Source organism: Pseudomonas sp. lyk4-R2A-10 (genome assembly GCF_030209075.1).
In the GTDB taxonomy this organism is placed as follows: domain Bacteria; phylum Pseudomonadota; class Gammaproteobacteria; order Pseudomonadales; family Pseudomonadaceae; genus Aquipseudomonas; species Aquipseudomonas glycinae.
Genome location: NZ_JARVSR010000006.1, coordinates 195,769 through 212,731 on the forward strand (window position 1 = coordinate 195,769; position 16,963 = coordinate 212,731).

Consider the following 16,963-nt stretch of genomic DNA (forward strand, 5'->3'; position numbering starts at 1 on the left):
CTAGAGGTTTCTCGGGCCAGGCTCGCTAGAGAGTCAGTAATCGGAACAGGGCGATCTTGTTGATCTCCGCCAGCGCGCATTTGAACTCGGTGTCGACCGGGTTGTGAATGCGCGTTTCGAACGCCGCGAGGATCTGATGCCGGTTGCTGCCTTTTACCGCCATGATGAAGGGAAACTTGAACTTGGCCTTGTAGGCGTCGTTCAGCTCGGTGAAGCGCTGGAACTCTTCGGCCGTGCATTGGTGAATACCGGCGCCAGCCTGTTCATGGGTGCTGGCTTCGGTCAACTCGCCCTGGACGGCAGCTTTGCCGGCCAGGTCCGGGTGAGCGTTGATCAGTGCCAGCTGACTGGCGTGATCGGCGCTCAACAGGATGTCGCTCATGCGCTGGTGCAGGGTTTCGATCTGGTCGATCGATGCGTCCTGGCCCAGGTCGAAGGCCTTCTCGGCCACCCATGGCGAATGTTCGTAGATGTCGGCGAAGGCTTTGACGAAGGCGTCGCGGCTCAGGGTCGACGGTTGCAGGGTTTGAAAGGTGCTCATTTGGCAGCCCCTTGGTACGGGTGGGTTTCGTGCCAGTGACGTGCGATGTCGACGCGACGGCTGAACCACACCTGTTCATGACTTTTAGCGTATTCGATAAAGCGCTTGAGCGAAGCCAGACGCGCCGGACGGCCGATCAGACGGCAGTGCAGGCCGATCGATAGCATCTTCGGTGCTTCGGCGCCTTCGGCATACAGCACGTCGAACGCATCCTTGAGGTATTCGAAGAAATCGTCGCCCTTGTTGAAACCCTGGACCTGGGTGAAGCGCATGTCGTTGGTGTCCAGGGTGTACGGGATCACCAGGTGCGGCTTGCCGGTCGGGTTGTTCGGTTCCCAGTAGGGCAGGTCGTCGTCATAGGTGTCGCAGTCGTAGAGGAAACCGCCTTCTTCCATCACCAGACGACGGGTGTTCGGGCCGGTGCGCCCGGTGTACCAGCCCAGCGGGCGCTCGCCGGTGAGTTCGGTGAGGATGCGGATCGCTTCGAGCATGTGCTCGCGTTCCTGCGCCTCGTCCATGTACTGGTAGTCGATCCAGCGGTAACCGTGGCTGCAGATCTCGTGACCGGCCGCGACCATCGCACGGATCACGTCCGGGTGACGCTGGGCGGCCATGGCCACGGCGAAGATGGTCAGCGGAATGTCGAATTCCTTGAACAGTTTCAGGATCCGCCAGACGCCGGCACGGCTGCCATACTCGTAAAGCGATTCCATGCTCATGTTGCGCGCGCCTTGCAGAGGCTGGGCCGCGACCATTTCCGAGAGGAAGGCTTCCGATTCTTTGTCGCCGTGCAGGATGTTGCGCTCGCCGCCTTCTTCGTAATTGAGTACGAACGACAGGGCGATCCGGGCATTGCCCGGCCAGTGTGGGTGAGGAGGGTTACTGCCGTAACCGATCAGGTCGCGTGGGTAGTCAGCGCTCACTGCAGTCTTCCTTCTTATTCGTTGACAGATTGTGTGGCGCCCTGAAGTTTGGATGGCAGGCTGGCGTCACAGCGATGGGCTGATTGTATACAACTTTATTCTCAATTTGTAAGCCTGAATTTTCGCATTTTTCACCGGCCGTCATCTTTTGCTGTTAATGGCGTGAACCTGCAAGAAACCTGCCTGACCAGTCAGCTAATGGATTGGGGGTTCAATGAATGCGAGGTTATGGGGCAAATCACCGGGAAATCGAAGGATGGCGGGGGTGAGAGGAAAAATGTCGTTTTTATTGTGTACAATTTTTTTTAAAAGTGTCTTAATCAATCGCTCGCCGCAGCTTTTCGTGCTCCGAAACGGTGCGGTCTCCTTTTCAACTGACTTCGGGAGGCGCGAAGTCTGACTGCTCCACGCAGGCAGGCACGCAGAATCAATGGGACGTTTGACAACACACGTTTTGGACGCTGCACACGGTTGCCCGGGCAGCTCGATCAAGGTCGAGCTGTACCGCGTTGAAGGTTCGCACCTGGAATTGGTCGCCAGTGCGCTTACCAACAGCGATGGTCGGGTCGATGCGCCACTGCTGCAAGGCGATGACTACCGTACCGGTGTCTATCAGGTTCAGTTCCACGCCGGCGATTACTACCGCGCCCGTGGCGTCCAGTTGCCGGAGCCGGCATTCCTGGACGTGGTGGTACTGCGGTTCGGCATCTCTGCCGAACAGGATCACTACCACGTACCGTTGCTGATCTCGCCTTACAGCTATTCCACCTATCGGGGCAGCTGACCCCCAAGCAGCTGCTCCTGCCGGGAAGCGACTGCGCATATAGCTTCTTTGGTCTTTCGCCCGCTCACACTGCGGGCTTTTTTTATCCTCGCGTCTGTGAGGCATCAAAGCCTTGCGTAATCATCCCTGATGATGAAAAACGTATCCGGATAAGGGGCGAGCGTCTGCACGCCCCCTCTGAGCCAGACGACCTTGTTCGCCGGGTGAGCCGCTTCCACGGCTTGCGCGGCGTCCTGACCGACCTGATCGATCAGCCTGATATTCGCGGCATTCGGATCCTGATTAGCAGGCTGCTGAATCTGGCGTCCCCTGACGCGATGCAGGCTGAGGAAAAAGACGAAGTCATGCCCTGTCCGTGTGAACACAACGGCCGCAAAGCTTTGTGCAGGGCTCGGTTCGAAAACGCTGTAGCCGTTGCGCGTCAGAAGCCCCGCCGCAAAGCGTTTTATATCGACCGCCGACTGGCTCGGCATGAAGTATCTCCATTCCTCTGGAAACCGGGCCGGATCGAAGTCCAGGCGACGCAGACCGGCTTTCACGTTGGCAACGGGCAGCTCGACCTTCTGGTTGCCTTCCGTTATGGATCGCGGCAGTGAATCAAGCATCAACAACGGATCGACCAACTCCGGACGCGGGTTGACGGTGCCGGTTTTCCAGTCATTGAACGCTTGACGCAACAGCGTCAGACCGCTGCCCGTTGCAAGCTCGGAGCCATTGGCGAGTGTGAATTGCCGTTTGGCGACATTGTGCAGGGTGACGTCCGACAACTCGGGGAAATAGGTGGCGACGGTTTCTTTCATCGGCCGCTGAAATGGCAGGGCCGGATCGACTTCCCAATGCAGGGCAGGCGGAACACGAATGGCGCCGCGAGGTTGCTGCAGGAAGTCGGTGCGCAGTGTCCGATCCAGCGTGGCGTAGTCGTACATCAGGTGATACGGATGCTTGATGTAAACAATTGGATCGTTGTGTGCGGGGCCGCGGGGCAGGGTCCGGTATCGGGATCCGTTGATATTGATGTCGTCAGGTGAGCCCGGTTGGCCGATGATGCCCCAGGTCTTCCAGGGATCGATCAGCGCATCCAGCTCTGCGTCGGCAATCGCGCGGTTCGCGCTGGAGGGGTCAGTCGGTTGCTGTTCATCACCCGCAATACGAGGACGTTTGGGCGGTGTAGCGTGCGCTTCGTCAGCGGGTGCGGGAACGCGGGTGATAAAAAGTTGCGAAGCGTCGATGGTCGATGAACCGTTCGAGGCCACCGTGCGCCATTGCAGGGTGCCTGCCACCTGCTCGAGTCGGGGGCCGGAAGCCCAGAGTTCGTTCGACATTCGGGCTCTGATATTGCTTTGTAAATCCGCGCCGAGCAAAACCGTTCCGCCGTCGATCAGGTCGACGTAGGTATACGGCCCGGCCTTGCGAAATCCTGTCAGTGAGTCGGGCTGGGGTAATCTGTCCACCAGGCGCGGTGGAAGAAAGTAACCGGCAATCGGGCGATCGTTTGTGACGCGAGCGATAGGGGTGCCGAGGGGCAGATCGGCGATCTGATAGTGCGCAGGCGAGGAGCCGGACGGCAGATTGCCGGGGCCGGTGAGCGGATCGGTCGTCTGATCGAGGGGCGGCTGTTCGATGTGAGCCGCTTGCCTGACGGTGATTTCAGGCGACGTATCGCGGGCCCTCGGGATGCCTTGATCTGAAGTGGGCGGGGTTCTGGGGCGGATCGGTTTCTTCGGGCTCATGGATTGTTGTGCTCACGGGGTCCAGATGACGGGAGCGTTCAATGATCCTCAAGCCTGCACGTTGCCGTGCGGTACATATGTCTATCGGGTGACACAGTTGATGCCGGACGTTTCCAGGTGGACAACTACCGCCACTTCACCTGGAAATGGCGGTCAGTCTGATCGCGGATCAGTGGCTGCTCAGCAGTGAAGCTGCACCAGCCCCCCCGAAGAGTCCGGCGCTGATGCGGTTGAACCAGCTCTGCCCCTTGCCGCTGCGCAGATAACGCGCCGCGCCATGGGCACCGAGGCCGTAGGTCAATTTGCACAGCAGATCGAGCAGCGTCCAGGTGGCGATCATCACCAGCAGTTGCGGCAGGAACGGTTGCTCGGCGCTGAGAAATTGCGGCAGAAACGCGGCGAAAAACAAAATGTCTTTCGGATTGCTCGCGCCCAGCACGAAGGCCCGGCTGAACAGCGCGCGGAATTTCGGAACCGGTGCGGCCTGAGGCACTTCGGCACCCATCGACGGCTGACGCGATTGCTGCCAGCTCTGCCAGGCAAGGTAGAACAGGTAGATCGCACCGATGATTTTCAGGGCACTGAACAGTTTCTCGGACGCCAGCAACAGGGCGCCCAACCCCAGCGCCGAGGCGCTGAGCAGGCAGATCGAGGCGAACACGCCGCCAAGAAACGCCGGGTACGAACGACGCAGACCGTAGTTCAGACTGTTGCTGATCATCAGCAACGACAGCGGCCCCGGAATCAGGATCACCACCAGCGCAGCGCCGCTGAACAGCAGCCAGGTTTCCAGACTCATCACTTGCTCCTTTTTATCGTTATCAAGAATGTGCAAAAGCCCCACCCGATGGGGTGAGGCTGTTTTGAAGCGTGAACCGCGCAGCGCTTACAGGAAGATGAACTTGGCGATGAAGATCGCGCAGAGCACCCACAGGCTGACGGAAATCTCTTTGTATTTACCGGTGCCGGCCTTCAGCGCGACATAGGTAATGAAGCCCAGCGCGATACCGTCGGCGACCGAGAAGGTCAGCGGCATCATGATCGCGGTGACGATCGCCGGAATGCTGTCGGTCGCTTCGTCCCATTCGATGTGTGCCATGCCGCCCATCATCAGCATCGCTACGTAAATCAGCGCGCCAGCGGTGGCATAGGCGGGAATCATGCCGGCCAGCGGTGCAAAGAACATCGCGGCTATAAATAGCACACCCACGGTGACTGCGGTAAGACCAGTCCGACCACCAGCGGCTACGCCAGCGGCACTTTCCACGTAGCTGGTGACGGGCGGAACGCCGACGACCGCGCCGAATACGCTGGAGGCGCTGTCTGCTTTCATGGCGCGGGACAGGTTTTCGATACGGCCGTCAGGGTTCACCAGATTGGCGCGCTGTGCGACGCCCATCAAGGTGCCGGCGGTGTCGAACATGTGTACGAACAGGAAAGCCAGTACCACGCTGATCATGCTGACGTTGAACACGCCGGCGACATTCATGGCCATGAAGGTCGGCGCCAGGCTCGGCGGGGTGGACATTATCCCTTCATAGTGCACGATGCCCAGGCCCCAGCCTGCCAGGGTCACGGTGATGATGCTGATGAGGATTGCGCCGAACACTTTGTGATAACTGAGGATCGCGATCATCAGGAAGCAGATGGCTGCAAGCAGCGGGCCGGGTTCACGCAGCGAGCCGAGCTTGATCAGGGTGGCCGGGCTATCGACGACGATACCAGCGGTTTTCAGGCCGATCAGCCCGAGGAACAGGCCCACGCCGGCGCCCATCGCATAGCGCAGGCTGACCGGAATGCTGTTGAGCAGCCATTCGCGAATCCGCGAAAAGGTCAGGATCATGAACAGCACGCCCGAGACGAACACCGCACCGAGGGCCGTTTCCCAGTTGTAGCCCATAGTGCCGACGACGGTGTAGGTGAAGAACGCGTTGAGGCCCATGCCCGGCGCCAGGCCCACCGGCCAGTTGGCGTAGAGGCCCATCAGCAGGCAGCCCAGCGCGGCGGCGATACAGGTGGCGACGAAGGCTGCACCGTGATCGATCCCGGCATCGGCCATGATGTTCGGGTTGACGAAAATGATGTAGGCCATGGTGATGAAGGTTGTCAGACCGGCAATCAGCTCGGTCTTCACCGTGGTGCCATGCAAGCTGAGTTTGAAGATGCGCTCAAGCAGGCCCGTGCGTAAGGGCGGCGAGAGTTCCAGCGTCGATGCTTCGGATTTGCGGCTTTCCACAGCGAGTACTCCTCAAGAGTTTTATTGTTATTTCCAGGACCGGACCCATGAGGGGTGGCAGCGGCCCTTTGAGGCATACGCGAATTTGTTGACCATGCGGTCAGGAACTCGCACGCTGTGGATTATGCTTTTGTGTACAAATAAAGCAAATATTGTTTTTGGTTTTGTAGACGAAAAGACAGTTGATCGAGCTATATCACTCGTTCGGGCGATTGGTTCCCAGCGCCAGATTCACCGCCAGCCAACCGTTTACCGCCGTTTCGCCGGCTTCGGCAAAGACGCGTTCAAGCAATTTCACCTGTTCCCGACGCAGCGCCTGTTCAAATTTCGCCCCTTCAACGGTCAGCTCCAGCAGGCGTTTACGCTTGTCTGTCTCGGACGCCACGCTGTCCACCAAGTGCATTTCCTGCAATTGCCGCAACGGCATGTTCAGCGCCTGCTTGCTGACGCCGAGTAGCGCGAGCAATTCCTTGACGCTCAGGTTCGGATAGCGAGCGATGAAAAACACGATGCGTTGATGCACGCGGGACAAGCCGCGACGCTCGAGCATTTCATCGGCCTTGGCGGTGAACGCCTGGTAACCGAAGAAAAACGCTTCCATGGCTTGTTGCTGGCTGGCGCAGTTTTTAAGGTCAAGCATATTGACGTTTCCAGTGAGGCTGTCGTAATTTCAGTCAACAAGTTTGACTCATTTTTCCCATGCCTCGCTAGCGGTGACCTCCATGGCTTTTTCCGAACGTGTCTCGCGCCTCAAAAGTTCTCTGATCCGTGAAATCCTTGCCGCGGCCCAGCGCCCGGAAGTGATGTCGTTTGCTGGCGGTTTGCCGGCTGAAGCCATGCTGCCGAAGGTTGAATGGGCCGACATGCCACTGTCTCTCGGCCAGTACGGCATGAGCGAAGGCGAGCCGGCACTGCGCGAAGCGCTGGCAGCAGAGGCGAGAGCGCTGGGTTTGCCGTGTGAGGCGAGTCAGGTGCTGGTGGTCAGCGGCTCCCAGCAAACTCTGGATCTGGCGGCCAAGCTGTACATCGACAAGGGCACCGAAATCCTGCTCGAAGCGCCGACCTATCTGGCGGCCCTGCAGATCTTCCAGCTGTTCGGCGCCGATTGCCTGACCGTGCCGCTGGAGGCTGACGGCCCGAACCTCACGCAATTGCGTCAGCGTCTGGAACAGCATCGCCCGGCGTTCATCTATCTGATCCCGACCTTCCAGAACCCGTCCGCCGTGCGCTACAGCGAAGCCAAGCGCGAAGCCGTTGCGGCATTGCTCGACGAATTCGGCGTGACCCTGATCGAAGACGAACCCTATCGCGAACTGACCTTCGACGGCGGCAGCGCCCGACCGATTGCCGGACGCCTGAAGAAATCCAGCTGGATCTACACCGGCACCGTGTCGAAAACCCTGTTGCCGGGCCTGCGAGTCGGCTACCTGATTGCCAGCCCGGACCTTTTCCCGCATCTGCTCAAACTCAAGCAATCGGCGGATCTGCACACCAACCGCATCGGTCAGTGGCAGGCATTGCAGTGGATTGGCAGTGAGAAATATCAACAGCACTTGAGTGAATTGCGCGGCTTCTACCGTCAGCGCCGCGACGCCTTTCAAGCGGCGCTGGAAACCCATTTCGCCGATCTGGCGGACTGGAACACGCCGCAGGGCGGGCTGTTTTTCTGGTTGACCCTGAAGCAGCCATTGGACACGCGCACGTTGCTGAACACCGCGCTGGCCGACGATGTGGCTTTCATGCCGGGCGAACCATTCTTCCCCGAGCCGGATCGCAATCCCGGTCATCTGCGCCTGAACTTCAGTCACATCGATCCTTCACGACTCGATGAAGGGCTCAAGCGTCTGGCGGCGGTGGTGCGCCAGGCACAGGCCGTGCAGGCGGCATAAAAAAACCGGCCATCAGGCCGGTTTTTTTGATTCAGACTGCGGCGAACCGCTGGTTCAGATATTCGATGATCGTGTTGGACTCATACATCCAGGTGGTCTGGCCGTTCTCTTCGATGCGCAGGCACGGCACTTTGATCTTGCCGCCTTGTTCGAGCAGGGTCTGACGATCCTGCTCGTTGTTCTTCGCATCCTTCAGGGTCACCGGCACATTCAGGCGACGCAGGCTGCGGCGGGTCTTCACGCAGAACGGGCAGGCGTGGAACTGATACAGGGTCAGGTCCCTGGCGGCGGCGTCAACCTCAGCCTGGGCAGCGGCGGGGCGTTGTTTCTTGCCCGGACGGGTCAGGAAATCAACGAAGATGATCAGTTGGCCGAGGCCGACACGAAGCGCTTTGACGAACACGTTACAAGCCTCACAGGGACATTGAAGAAGGCGCGCAGCTTACCCGATTTTTCACGGACGAAAAAAAACCGGCGATCAACGCCGGTTTTTTCCTGTCACGCATTACTTGATCAGGCTGAGAAACTCGCTGCGGGTCGCCGCGTTTTCACGGAACTCACCGAGCATCACCGAAGTGATCATCGACGAGTTCTGCTTCTCCACCCCGCGCATCATCATGCACATGTGCTTGGCCTCGATCACCACGGCCACGCCCAGCGCGCCGGTGACCTGCTGGACCGCATCGGCGATCTGGCGGCTGAGGTTTTCCTGGATCTGCAGGCGGCGGGCGTACATGTCGACGATCCGCGCGACCTTCGACAGGCCCAGCACTTTGCCGCTCGGGATGTACGCGACGTGGGCCTTGCCGATGAACGGCAGCAGGTGGTGTTCGCACAACGAGTAGAGCTCGATGTCCTTGACCAGCACCATTTCGCTGTTGTCGGAGCTGAACAGGGCACCGTTGGTGACCTCTTCGAGCGTCTGTTGATAACCGCGGCAGAGGTACTGCATGGCTTTGGCGGCACGCTTTGGCGTGTCGAGCAGGCCCTCGCGGGAGACGTCCTCGCCCAGTTGGCCGAGAATCGCGGTGTAATTCTGTTCCAGGGACATGAAACTACCTGTGGGGATTTTCGCAAAGGGCAAGGGTACGGTGGCGGACACGACCCTGCAAGTTCGGTGTGACGGGATTATTCGTCGCGGCCTTCCATCATGGTGCGTTTCAGCATCACATACACGGCGCCGGCGCCGCCATGTTTCGCCTGGCACGAGCAAAAACCGAGCACTTGCGCATGCTGGCGCAGCCAGGTGTTGACGTGGCTTTTGATCATCGGCCGCTTGCCGTCCAGACGCACGGCTTTGCCGTGGGTGACGCGCACGCAGCGGATTTCGAATCTGGTGGCTTCGGCGAGAAACGCCCAAAGGGTTTCGCGGGCTTTTTCTACGCTCATGCCGTGCAGGTCGAGGCTGCCTTCGAACGGGATCTGCCCGATCTTGAGCTTGCGCATCTGGCTTTCCTGCACCCCGTCGCGGGCCCACATTAGCTCGTCTTCAGGACCGACGTCGATCACGAACTGATCGGACAGGCCGTCAACGGTAGTGGTGTCGGTGCGCACGGTCGCGGACTGGCGCAGCTTGGCGATCCGGTCACGGTCAGCCTTGGGTTTGCCGGTGTCGGCGCGGTCGTGCTTGATCGGCTTGACGCCTTGGATCGCACTTTTGAACAGGGAAAAATCGTCGTCTTGCATGTCAGCCTCCGCGAAGGGCGGCCAGTTTACCCAAACAGACACAAAACGGCCCGGCAAAAAGCCAGGCCGTCGATCAATCGTGTTTTTTCATCAGGTGCGGGGACATGTTCAATTCCCGTGATTGCCGTGCGCGACGCCGGCAACGACGCCACAGGGCCACGCCGAAATACAGGAACAGCAAGCCGACTGCGAGAATGATCGCCGAGCCGAGCGGTGTTGCATTCAGGTCGCCGAGCGCCGGTGGGCGCCCCAGCAGGCTGGCGGCCCCGGCCATCGCCAGCAGCACGCCGAACGTCGCCAGAATGGCCGCGATCGTCGCGCCGAATCGAAATCGCCAGTTGCTTTGGCCTTTGGGCCGCAAGCGGCGTGCGTCAAATCCATCGGATAACTTCATTCCGACCTTCCTCAATGGGTATCGGCCCTTCGACCGGGAGTTGACCGGGTTGTTCCTGAGGCTAGGGTAATTGAAGCAAATGCGAGGTTTTTGCAGATGAGCGGCGGGCTGAGCCGCTCATTTACGGTCGATCAGATCAGATCCTGGGTCAGCGCGAGGGTGGCAAAGTTGTCGGCCATGATCGCCATTTCCGCTTCCTGCACCTGTGCGGCACTGAGTACGCGGCCCTTGAACGGCAGATCGCGGGTGGCGCAGGCGTCTTCGACCAGGGTGCAGCGGAAGCCCAGGTTTTTCGCCGCGCGCACGGTGGTGCTGACGCTGGAGTGACTCATGAAACCGCAGACGATCAGGTCCAGCGAGCCGATGGTTTGCAGACGATCGTAGAGTTCGGTGCCGTGAAAGGCGCTCGGCAGCAGTTTGCCGATGATGGTTTCATCGCCCTGGGGTTCCAGGCCGGGGATGAATTCGCCGCGTTCGCCTTGCGGGTCGAACAGACCGCCGACGGTGCCGAGGTGGCGCACGTGCACGATCGGCCGGCCGGCCGCGCGGGCGGCGGCAACCAGTTGTTTGATGTTCGCGACAGCCGCGTCCATGCCACTCAGGGCCAGCGGGCCGCTGAGGTACTCTTTCTGGGCATCGATGATGACCACGGTGGCATGGCTCAACGTGGCCGCTGCGTAACCGCGACCGCTGAGTTGAAACATCGTTTTTGGAACGGACATTCTGGGGCTCCTTCGGGTGGGGCTTTTGCGACATTCTCCTCTGGCTGAGCGGTTCTGTGAATCGCTACCATCGTAGACACCGTCGTTGCTGGCCTGCAGCCTTGTCAAGTTACACGATCTGTTCAATAGCCGAGGGGAAAATCGGAAGAGTCCTACCGTCGCCCCGGAATCTTTCCTGCGTCGTCGCGGCGCGTTTTGGCTGCTAGAATCGCCAGTCGTTTTTTCTGGAGTTCTGCCCCGTGATCACTTCCCGACTTCGTACCCTACGCGACCATATCCGTTGGGCCGTCAGCCGCTTCCATGGGGAGGATCTGTTTTTCGGCCATGGCACCGACAATGCCTGGGACGAAGCCCGGCAGCTAGTGCTTGGTGCCTTGCACCTGCCGTGGGAAATCGCCGACAGCTATCTGGATTGCGCGCTGGAGGACGATGAGCTGGTCAATCTTCAGCGCCTGCTCAAGCGCCGCATCGAAGAGCGCATTCCGACCGCTTACCTGCTGGGCGAAGCCTGGTTCTGCGGCATGTCGTTCATCGTCGATGAGCGCGTGCTGATCCCGCGCTCGCCGATTGGCGAACTGATCGAAAACCGTTTTGCCCCATGGATCGGCGACGAGCCGGCGCGGATTCTCGACCTGTGCACCGGCTCCGGCTGCATCGGCATCGCGTGCGCCTACGAGTTCCAGAACGCCGAAGTGGTGCTGGCGGATCTGTCGTTCGAAGCGCTGGAAGTGGCGAACCAGAACATCGAGCGTCATGGCGTCGATGAGCGGGTGTTCACCGTACAGGGCGATGGTTTCGATGGTCTGCCGGGTCAACGTTTCGACCTGATCGTGTCGAACCCGCCCTACGTCGATGCGGAAGATTTCGCCGACATGCCGGACGAATACCAGCACGAGCCGGAACTGGGCCTTGCCTGTGGCGACGATGGCTTGAACCTGGTACGCCGGATGCTCGCCGAAGCGGCGGATCATCTGACCGAGAAGGGTTTGCTGATTGTCGAGGTGGGCAACAGCCAGGTCCACGTCGAAGCGCTGTATCCGGAGGTCGACTTCGCGTGGCTGGAGTTCGAGCGCGGCGGGCATGGTGTGTTCATGCTGACCGCCGAACAGTGTCGCGCCCATCAGGCACTGTTCGCTTCCCGCGTCTGACCTGGACCGATCGTTCCCACCTCTGTGGGAACGATCATTGGCTTAGCGGTGCGTAGCAATCCAGATCAGCAACCCGGCCTGAAACACCGCAAACGCCACCAGACAGGTAATAGTGAAACGCAGCCCGGCGTCTTCGCGCTTGAACTTGCTGACCTTGTCTTCCTGCTTCTTCAGCTTCACTTCCTGCTCGGCCAGATTCTGCTCGGCCTGCTGCAACATCTGCGCAGCTTCGAGAATTTCGACGATCTGCAGCTTTTCGCTGTTCCAGTCACCCAGCAGGTCGCCGACCTTCACTTCCTTGACGCTGCCCTTCAAATGCTGGGCGTCGGCGTAAACCACATCAAAGCCATGCACCCGCAGAAAGTGATCGCGGCGCAGGCGAGTGTCTTCGTTCAGCGCGTCCTTGTTGTTCAAGTCCATGCCGTCGACGGTGTAGGTGGGCCAGCGCTTTTTTGCCCAGTTGATGCCTTGGGCAGCCATGAAACGGCCGATGCCACGGTTCAGCGGTTCGATCTGCAAACCGCTGTCCGGGCCGAAATGCACACGCTTGGTGGTGTGGTCGACCCACACGTCCAGGTGATTCTGCTCTTTGCGCACTCGCTGAGCGGGCAACTTGATCGCCATGCGCATCAGACTGTGTCCTTTGCCGTTGCGCTCGGCGTAACCGAATTCAACGAAGCGCAGCGGCCGCCCGCCGGTGTTGCGGTCGGTCTGCAACGGCGCCAGGCGGAGCATCTTGTGGTGCTCGACGTGGACATCCGCCCATGGCAGCTCGACCGCTGGCGGTGCGTCTTTTTCAGCGGTGGTGTCGGGTGAAGTCTGGGTATCGGTCATAACGGCGAGATCCTGTCCAAGCTGCTTGCCGCCAGCCAGTACGCTGGCGACAAAGGCTTATCGGCCGTTTTTCCCAGGACTAGAGGGTAAACACCGCTTAACGGGTGCGAAGTCCGTCAATAAATTCAAGAACGCGTGTCCCCAGTTCCGCCGCCAGCGGCAAATTCGGGTCCTTGTAGGAGGCCAGTTGCCGCTTCACGTCGTTGGGCACGATGCGCAACACGTGGTTCATACCCTCGATCAGCGCCAGCTCTGCGTCCGGTTTGGCGGCCTTGAGCAATTTCGCATCATCGACCTGGACCTGAATGTCGTTGCTGCCTTGCACGATCAGCGCCGGCATTTTCAGCTGGGCGAAGGCCGCCGCCGGATCCTGACGGAACAGCGAAATCAGGTACGGCTGCACACTCGGACGGAAAATCACCTGCAACGGGGCTGGCACATTGTCGTCGGTATGCCCGGCCTTGAGGCTGTCGAGCAGTTCGTTGCTGCGCAGCATCAACGGGGGAGGGAGGCTGCGGGCCAGTTGCCGGCGCAGCACCTGATCGATCGGCCGGGCCGTGCCGGAAAGCGAAATGACCGCCGCCGCGTCGACCTTTGGAGCGGCCAGGCTGGCAATCAGCGCGCCTTCGCTGTGGCCGAGCAGGATCAACGGACCGAAGCGCGGATCGGCTTTCAGCTTCTGCCCCCAGGCCACGGCGTCCGCCACGTAGGCTTCCACCGACAGGTTTCGCTCGTCCGGGGTTGCGGCCAGGCTGGCAGCCACGCCGCGCTTGTCGAAACGCACACTGGCGACGTTGTGTTTGGCCAGCACCCAGGCCAGTCGCTTGAGGCTGTCATTGCGCCCGCCGTCGGGGTTGTTTCCGTCACGATCGGTAGGACCCGAGCCAGAAAGGATCAGGACAACCGGCACGGGGTTGTCGGATTTCGGCAGCAATAGCGAGCCGAAAAGTTCGCCGTTGTCAGTCGTCAACGTGACCGGACGTTGCAGGACAGTCGCCTGGACGAAGCCGGTAAACAGGGAAAGGCTCAAGATCAAAACTCGCAGCATCATCACGCCATCATTTGCCAAGGTGCCGGTTGGACTCACCCACACCGCTAAGGTTCGAGGATGAACTACTCGGTTAGCCTGCGTATACTGGCGCGCATCACGAATCTGGGTTCGATTTCACGGAGCGTCCTGCATGTCCGGCAATACCTACGGCAAGCTGTTCACTGTCACCACCGCGGGCGAAAGCCATGGTCCGGCGTTGGTCGCCATTGTCGACGGCTGCCCGCCGGGCCTGGAGATTTCCCTTGAAGATCTGCAACGCGACCTCGACCGTCGCAAGCCGGGCACCAGCCGCCACACCACCCAGCGCCAGGAAGCCGACGAAGTCGAAATCCTTTCCGGCGTGTTCGAGGGCCGCACCACCGGCTGCTCCATCGGCCTGCTGATTCGCAACACCGACCAGAAGTCCAAGGACTACTCGGCGATCAAGGACCTGTTCCGCCCGGCCCACGCCGACTACACCTACCACCACAAATACGGCGAGCGCGATTATCGCGGCGGCGGTCGCAGCTCCGCGCGGGAAACCGCCATGCGCGTCGCGGCTGGCGCCATCGCCAAGAAGTACCTGGCAAGCCAAGGCATCGTCATTCGCGGCTACATGAGCCAGCTCGGCCCGATCGAAATCCCGTTCAAGACCTGGGAATCGGTCGAGCAGAATGCCTTCTTCAGCCCGGACCCGGACAAAGTGCCGGAGCTGGAAGCTTATATGGATCAGTTGCGCCGCGATCAAGACTCCGTCGGGGCGAAGATCACCGTGGTTGCCGAAGGCGTGATGCCGGGCCTGGGCGAGCCGATCTTCGACCGTCTCGATGCCGAACTGGCCCATGCGCTGATGAGCATCAACGCGGTCAAAGGTGTGGAAATCGGCGCCGGTTTCGCCTGCGTCGCCCAGCGCGGCACCGAACACCGTGACGAGCTGACCCCGGAAGGTTTCCTCAGCAACAACGCGGGCGGCATCCTTGGCGGGATCTCTTCGGGGCAGCCGATCGTCGCGCACCTGGCCTTGAAGCCGACCTCGAGCATCACCACCCCGGGCCGTTCGATCGACATCGATGGCAACCCGGTCGATGTCATTACCAAGGGCCGTCACGACCCATGTGTCGGTATCCGCGCCACGCCGATTGCCGAGGCGATGATGGCCATCGTGTTGATGGATCACCTGCTGCGCCACCGTGGCCAGAACGCCGATGTGCGCGTGAGCACCCCGGTGCTGGGTCAGCTTTGATGGGTGATCTCAAAGCCGCCGCGGTCTGACCGTGGCGGCGCTCCCGTACTGGCGGCTGTCCAGTTTCTATCTGTTCTATTTCGCCTTGCTCGGTTCGACGGCGCCGTTTCTGGCGCTGTACTTCGATCACCTCGGTTTCAGTGCCGCGCGGATCGGCGAACTGGTGGCGATCCCGATGCTGATGCGCTGCGTAGCACCGAACATCTGGGGTTGGCTTGGCGATTACACCGGCAGGCGCCTGGCCATCGTGCGCTTCGGCGCGGTGTGCACGCTGCTGACGTTCTCATTGATTTTCGTCAGCAAGACCTACGCCTGGCTGGCGATGGTCATGGCCTTGCACGCGTTTTTCTGGCACGCGGTGCTGCCGCAGTTCGAAGTCATCACTCTGGCGCATTTGCAGGGCCAGACCTCCCGCTACAGTCAGATTCGCCTGTGGGGCTCGATCGGTTTCATCATCACCGTGGTCGCCCTCGGTCGCCTGTTCGAATGGCTCAGCCTCGACATCTACCCGGCGGCGCTGGTGTTGATCATGGCCGGCATCGTCCTCAGCAGTCTGTGGGTGCCGAATGCGCAACCGCCTCAGGGCAACCGTCCGACGGGCGAGGGCTTTCTCAAACAGTTGCGCAATCCCGGGGTGCTGGCGTTTTACGGTTGCGTGGCGCTGATGCAGATGAGTCACGGGCCGTATTACACGTTTTTGACCCTGCACCTCGAACGACTGGGCTACAGCCGCGGCGTGATCGGCATGCTCTGGGCGGTCGGCGTGGTGGCGGAAGTGCTGATGTTCATGGCCATGAGCCGGATCCTCGCGCGTTTTTCCCTGCGGCGGGTGTTGATGGCGAGTTTTCTGCTGGCGGCGTTGCGCTGGTTGCTGCTAGGTTCGTTCGCCGAGTTCCTGTGGGTCTTGCTGTTTGCCCAGGTGCTGCACGCGGCGACGTTCGGCAGCTTTCATGCGGCTGCCATCGCGTTCGTGCAACGTAGCTTCGGCGCGCGTCAGCAAGGGCAGGGTCAGGCGTTGTATGCCGCGCTGGCTGGCACCGGTGGTGCGTTCGGCGCGTTGTATTCCGGCTACAGCTGGAATGCCCTCGGCGCGACATTGACCTTTAGTATTGCCAGTCTCGCAGCGCTCGCCGCTGCCGTTATCATTGCCATTCGAATGCAAGAGGACAGGCCATGAGCCTTACCCGTGAACAGCTTGCCCAGCAAATTGTCGACGCCGGGCGTTTTCTTTATGGTCGCGGCTGGTCGCCGGCCACCAGCAGCAATTACTCGACGCGCCTGTCGCCGAGCGAAGCGCTGCTGACCGTGTCCGGCAAGCACAAGGGCCAGTTGGGCCTGGACGACGTGCTCGCCACCGATCTGTCCGGCAACAGCCTGGAACCCGGCAAAAAACCGTCCGCCGAAACCCTGCTGCACACCCAGCTCTACAGCTGGCGCCCGGAAATCGGCGCGGTGTTGCACACCCACTCGGTGAACGCCACGGTGCTGTCGCGCCTGACGCCGCAAGACTTCATCGAGTTCGAAGACTACGAACTGCAAAAAGCCTTCAGCGGCGTCTCGACCCACGAATCCCGGGTGCGCGTGCCGATCTTCGACAACGATCAGGACATTGCACGCCTCGCTGCCAAGGTGCAGCCTTGGCTCGAGGCCCATCCCGATTGCGTGGGTTATCTGATTCGCGGCCACGGCCTCTACACCTGGGGCGCGCAGATGAGCGACGCGTTGCGCCAGATCGAGGCCTTTGAATTCCTGTTTGAATGCGAGTTGAAGACCCGCAGCGTCATGAACCGCCAAGGCTGACTT

General features: G+C 60.5%; 19 protein-coding genes. 6 read left to right on the plus strand and 13 right to left on the minus strand.

Going from position 1 to position 16,963, the window contains the following annotated elements; translation table 11 throughout:
• Nucleotides 1–25: 25 nt before the first annotated feature.
• The gene (uraD, locus tag QRN46_RS10225) at nucleotides 26–541 is read right to left on the minus strand and encodes a 2-oxo-4-hydroxy-4-carboxy-5-ureidoimidazoline decarboxylase (protein WP_064594598.1); all 516 of its coding nucleotides are present in this window, start codon (nucleotides 539–541) and stop codon (nucleotides 26–28) included.
• Nucleotides 538–1,464: an allantoinase PuuE gene (gene puuE, locus QRN46_RS10230; protein WP_064594599.1), complete on the minus strand. Its 927-nt coding sequence runs from the start codon at nucleotides 1,462–1,464 to the stop codon at nucleotides 538–540. The genes uraD and puuE overlap by 4 nt, the downstream gene beginning before the upstream one ends.
• 430 nt (nucleotides 1,465–1,894) lie before the next feature.
• On the opposite strand from puuE, the gene uraH reads away from it, so the two are divergent.
• A complete protein-coding gene (uraH, locus tag QRN46_RS10235) occupies nucleotides 1,895–2,248 on the plus strand; it encodes a hydroxyisourate hydrolase (protein ID WP_011333195.1) in 354 nt (117 codons plus the stop codon).
• 104 nt (nucleotides 2,249–2,352) lie between these two features.
• On the opposite strand, the gene QRN46_RS10240 is transcribed toward uraH, so the two are convergent.
• The 4 genes from QRN46_RS10240 to QRN46_RS10255 form a co-directional block, all read right to left on the minus strand.
• Entirely contained in the window at nucleotides 2,353–3,978 is a 1,626-nt protein-coding gene (locus QRN46_RS10240) for a hypothetical protein (protein ID WP_285354606.1), read from the minus strand.
• A 169-nt stretch (nucleotides 3,979–4,147) separates the two neighbouring features.
• Nucleotides 4,148–4,777 (minus strand): LysE family translocator, encoded by a 630-nt coding sequence (locus tag QRN46_RS10245; RefSeq protein WP_011333197.1) that lies wholly within the window; start codon nucleotides 4,775–4,777, stop codon nucleotides 4,148–4,150.
• An 87-nt stretch (nucleotides 4,778–4,864) separates the two neighbouring features.
• A complete protein-coding gene (locus QRN46_RS10250; protein WP_011333198.1) occupies nucleotides 4,865–6,214 on the minus strand; it encodes an NCS2 family permease in 1,350 nt (449 codons plus the stop codon).
• Between the two features lie 196 nt (nucleotides 6,215–6,410).
• A complete protein-coding gene (locus QRN46_RS10255; RefSeq protein ID WP_011333199.1) occupies nucleotides 6,411–6,854 on the minus strand; it encodes a MarR family winged helix-turn-helix transcriptional regulator in 444 nt (147 codons plus the stop codon).
• A gap of 82 nt (nucleotides 6,855–6,936) precedes the next feature.
• Here QRN46_RS10255 and QRN46_RS10260 point away from each other — a divergent pair, with 82 nt between their 5' ends.
• The gene (locus QRN46_RS10260) at nucleotides 6,937–8,103 is read left to right on the plus strand and encodes an aminotransferase-like domain-containing protein (protein ID WP_221616119.1); all 1,167 of its coding nucleotides are present in this window, start codon (nucleotides 6,937–6,939) and stop codon (nucleotides 8,101–8,103) included.
• Between the two features lie 31 nt (nucleotides 8,104–8,134).
• Here the strand turns inward: QRN46_RS10260 and QRN46_RS10265 are convergent, their stop codons facing one another.
• The 5 genes from QRN46_RS10265 to QRN46_RS10285 all read right to left on the minus strand — a co-directional run bounded on the left by QRN46_RS10265 (nucleotide 8,135) and on the right by QRN46_RS10285 (nucleotide 10,905).
• Entirely contained in the window at nucleotides 8,135–8,506 is a 372-nt protein-coding gene (locus QRN46_RS10265) for a glutaredoxin family protein (RefSeq protein WP_221616118.1), read from the minus strand.
• Nucleotides 8,507–8,608: 102 nt separating this feature from the next.
• Nucleotides 8,609–9,154, minus strand: a complete 546-nt coding sequence (folE, locus tag QRN46_RS10270) for a GTP cyclohydrolase I FolE (RefSeq protein WP_011333202.1) — start codon at nucleotides 9,152–9,154, stop codon at nucleotides 8,609–8,611.
• Nucleotides 9,155–9,231: 77 nt separating this feature from the next.
• Nucleotides 9,232–9,789 (minus strand): Smr/MutS family protein, encoded by a 558-nt coding sequence (locus QRN46_RS10275; RefSeq protein WP_064594618.1) that lies wholly within the window; start codon nucleotides 9,787–9,789, stop codon nucleotides 9,232–9,234.
• Nucleotides 9,790–9,862: 73 nt separating this feature from the next.
• Nucleotides 9,863–10,183 (minus strand): hypothetical protein, encoded by a 321-nt coding sequence (locus tag QRN46_RS10280; protein WP_285354607.1) that lies wholly within the window; start codon nucleotides 10,181–10,183, stop codon nucleotides 9,863–9,865.
• A gap of 131 nt (nucleotides 10,184–10,314) precedes the next feature.
• Nucleotides 10,315–10,905: a cysteine hydrolase family protein gene (locus tag QRN46_RS10285; protein WP_197869552.1), complete on the minus strand. Its 591-nt coding sequence runs from the start codon at nucleotides 10,903–10,905 to the stop codon at nucleotides 10,315–10,317.
• 239 nt (nucleotides 10,906–11,144) lie between these two features.
• On the opposite strand from QRN46_RS10285, the gene prmB reads away from it, so the two are divergent.
• Complete coding sequence (prmB, locus tag QRN46_RS10290) at nucleotides 11,145–12,053, plus strand: 50S ribosomal protein L3 N(5)-glutamine methyltransferase (protein ID WP_007960007.1); 909 nt, start codon at nucleotides 11,145–11,147, stop codon at nucleotides 12,051–12,053.
• A gap of 42 nt (nucleotides 12,054–12,095) precedes the next feature.
• Here the strand turns inward: prmB and QRN46_RS10295 are convergent, their stop codons facing one another.
• Together QRN46_RS10295 and QRN46_RS10300 are read right to left on the minus strand one after the other, a co-directional pair.
• Nucleotides 12,096–12,887 carry a hypothetical protein gene (locus tag QRN46_RS10295; RefSeq protein ID WP_285354608.1) on the minus strand — a complete coding sequence of 264 codons (792 nt, stop codon included), beginning with the start codon at nucleotides 12,885–12,887 and terminating at the stop codon, nucleotides 12,096–12,098.
• A 97-nt stretch (nucleotides 12,888–12,984) separates the two neighbouring features.
• Nucleotides 12,985–13,938: an alpha/beta hydrolase gene (locus QRN46_RS10300; RefSeq protein WP_011333206.1), complete on the minus strand. Its 954-nt coding sequence runs from the start codon at nucleotides 13,936–13,938 to the stop codon at nucleotides 12,985–12,987.
• A 130-nt stretch (nucleotides 13,939–14,068) separates the two neighbouring features.
• On the opposite strand from QRN46_RS10300, the gene aroC reads away from it, so the two are divergent.
• The 3 genes from aroC to QRN46_RS10315 are packed head-to-tail and all read left to right on the plus strand — an operon-like array spanning nucleotide 14,069 to nucleotide 16,960.
• Nucleotides 14,069–15,160, plus strand: coding sequence for a chorismate synthase (gene aroC, locus QRN46_RS10305; RefSeq protein ID WP_011333207.1), 1,092 nt, complete (start codon nucleotides 14,069–14,071; stop codon nucleotides 15,158–15,160).
• A gap of 31 nt (nucleotides 15,161–15,191) precedes the next feature.
• A complete protein-coding gene (locus tag QRN46_RS10310; protein ID WP_285354609.1) occupies nucleotides 15,192–16,337 on the plus strand; it encodes an MFS transporter in 1,146 nt (381 codons plus the stop codon).
• Nucleotides 16,334–16,960, plus strand: coding sequence for a methylthioribulose 1-phosphate dehydratase (locus QRN46_RS10315; protein ID WP_011333209.1), 627 nt, complete (start codon nucleotides 16,334–16,336; stop codon nucleotides 16,958–16,960). Before QRN46_RS10310 ends, QRN46_RS10315 begins: the two co-directional genes overlap by 4 nt.
• Nucleotides 16,961–16,963: the final 3 nt, after the last annotated feature.

What these genes read in the sequence shown, in the direction of transcription:
- uraD (WP_064594598.1), bottom strand. Translation starts at nt 541, where the DNA reads ATGAGCACCTTTCAAACCCTGCAACCGTCGACCCTGAGCCGCGACGCC.
- QRN46_RS10260 (WP_221616119.1), top strand. Translation starts at nt 6,937, where the DNA reads ATGGCTTTTTCCGAACGTGTCTCGCGCCTCAAAAGTTCTCTGATCCGT.
- aroC (WP_011333207.1), top strand. Translation starts at nt 14,069, where the DNA reads ATGTCCGGCAATACCTACGGCAAGCTGTTCACTGTCACCACCGCGGGC.
- QRN46_RS10315 (WP_011333209.1), top strand. Translation starts at nt 16,334, where the DNA reads ATGAGCCTTACCCGTGAACAGCTTGCCCAGCAAATTGTCGACGCCGGG.
- QRN46_RS10255 (WP_011333199.1), bottom strand. Translation starts at nt 6,854, where the DNA reads ATGCTTGACCTTAAAAACTGCGCCAGCCAGCAACAAGCCATGGAAGCG.
- QRN46_RS10285 (WP_197869552.1), bottom strand. Translation starts at nt 10,905, where the DNA reads ATGTCCGTTCCAAAAACGATGTTTCAACTCAGCGGTCGCGGTTACGCA.
- QRN46_RS10240 (WP_285354606.1), bottom strand. Translation starts at nt 3,978, where the DNA reads ATGAGCCCGAAGAAACCGATCCGCCCCAGAACCCCGCCCACTTCAGAT.
- QRN46_RS10300 (WP_011333206.1), bottom strand. Translation starts at nt 13,938, where the DNA reads ATGATGCTGCGAGTTTTGATCTTGAGCCTTTCCCTGTTTACCGGCTTC.
- uraH (WP_011333195.1), top strand. Translation starts at nt 1,895, where the DNA reads ATGGGACGTTTGACAACACACGTTTTGGACGCTGCACACGGTTGCCCG.
- QRN46_RS10245 (WP_011333197.1), bottom strand. Translation starts at nt 4,777, where the DNA reads ATGAGTCTGGAAACCTGGCTGCTGTTCAGCGGCGCTGCGCTGGTGGTG.
- folE (WP_011333202.1), bottom strand. Translation starts at nt 9,154, where the DNA reads ATGTCCCTGGAACAGAATTACACCGCGATTCTCGGCCAACTGGGCGAG.
- QRN46_RS10280 (WP_285354607.1), bottom strand. Translation starts at nt 10,183, where the DNA reads ATGAAGTTATCCGATGGATTTGACGCACGCCGCTTGCGGCCCAAAGGC.
- QRN46_RS10295 (WP_285354608.1), bottom strand. Translation starts at nt 12,887, where the DNA reads ATGACCGATACCCAGACTTCACCCGACACCACCGCTGAAAAAGACGCA.
- QRN46_RS10275 (WP_064594618.1), bottom strand. Translation starts at nt 9,789, where the DNA reads ATGCAAGACGACGATTTTTCCCTGTTCAAAAGTGCGATCCAAGGCGTC.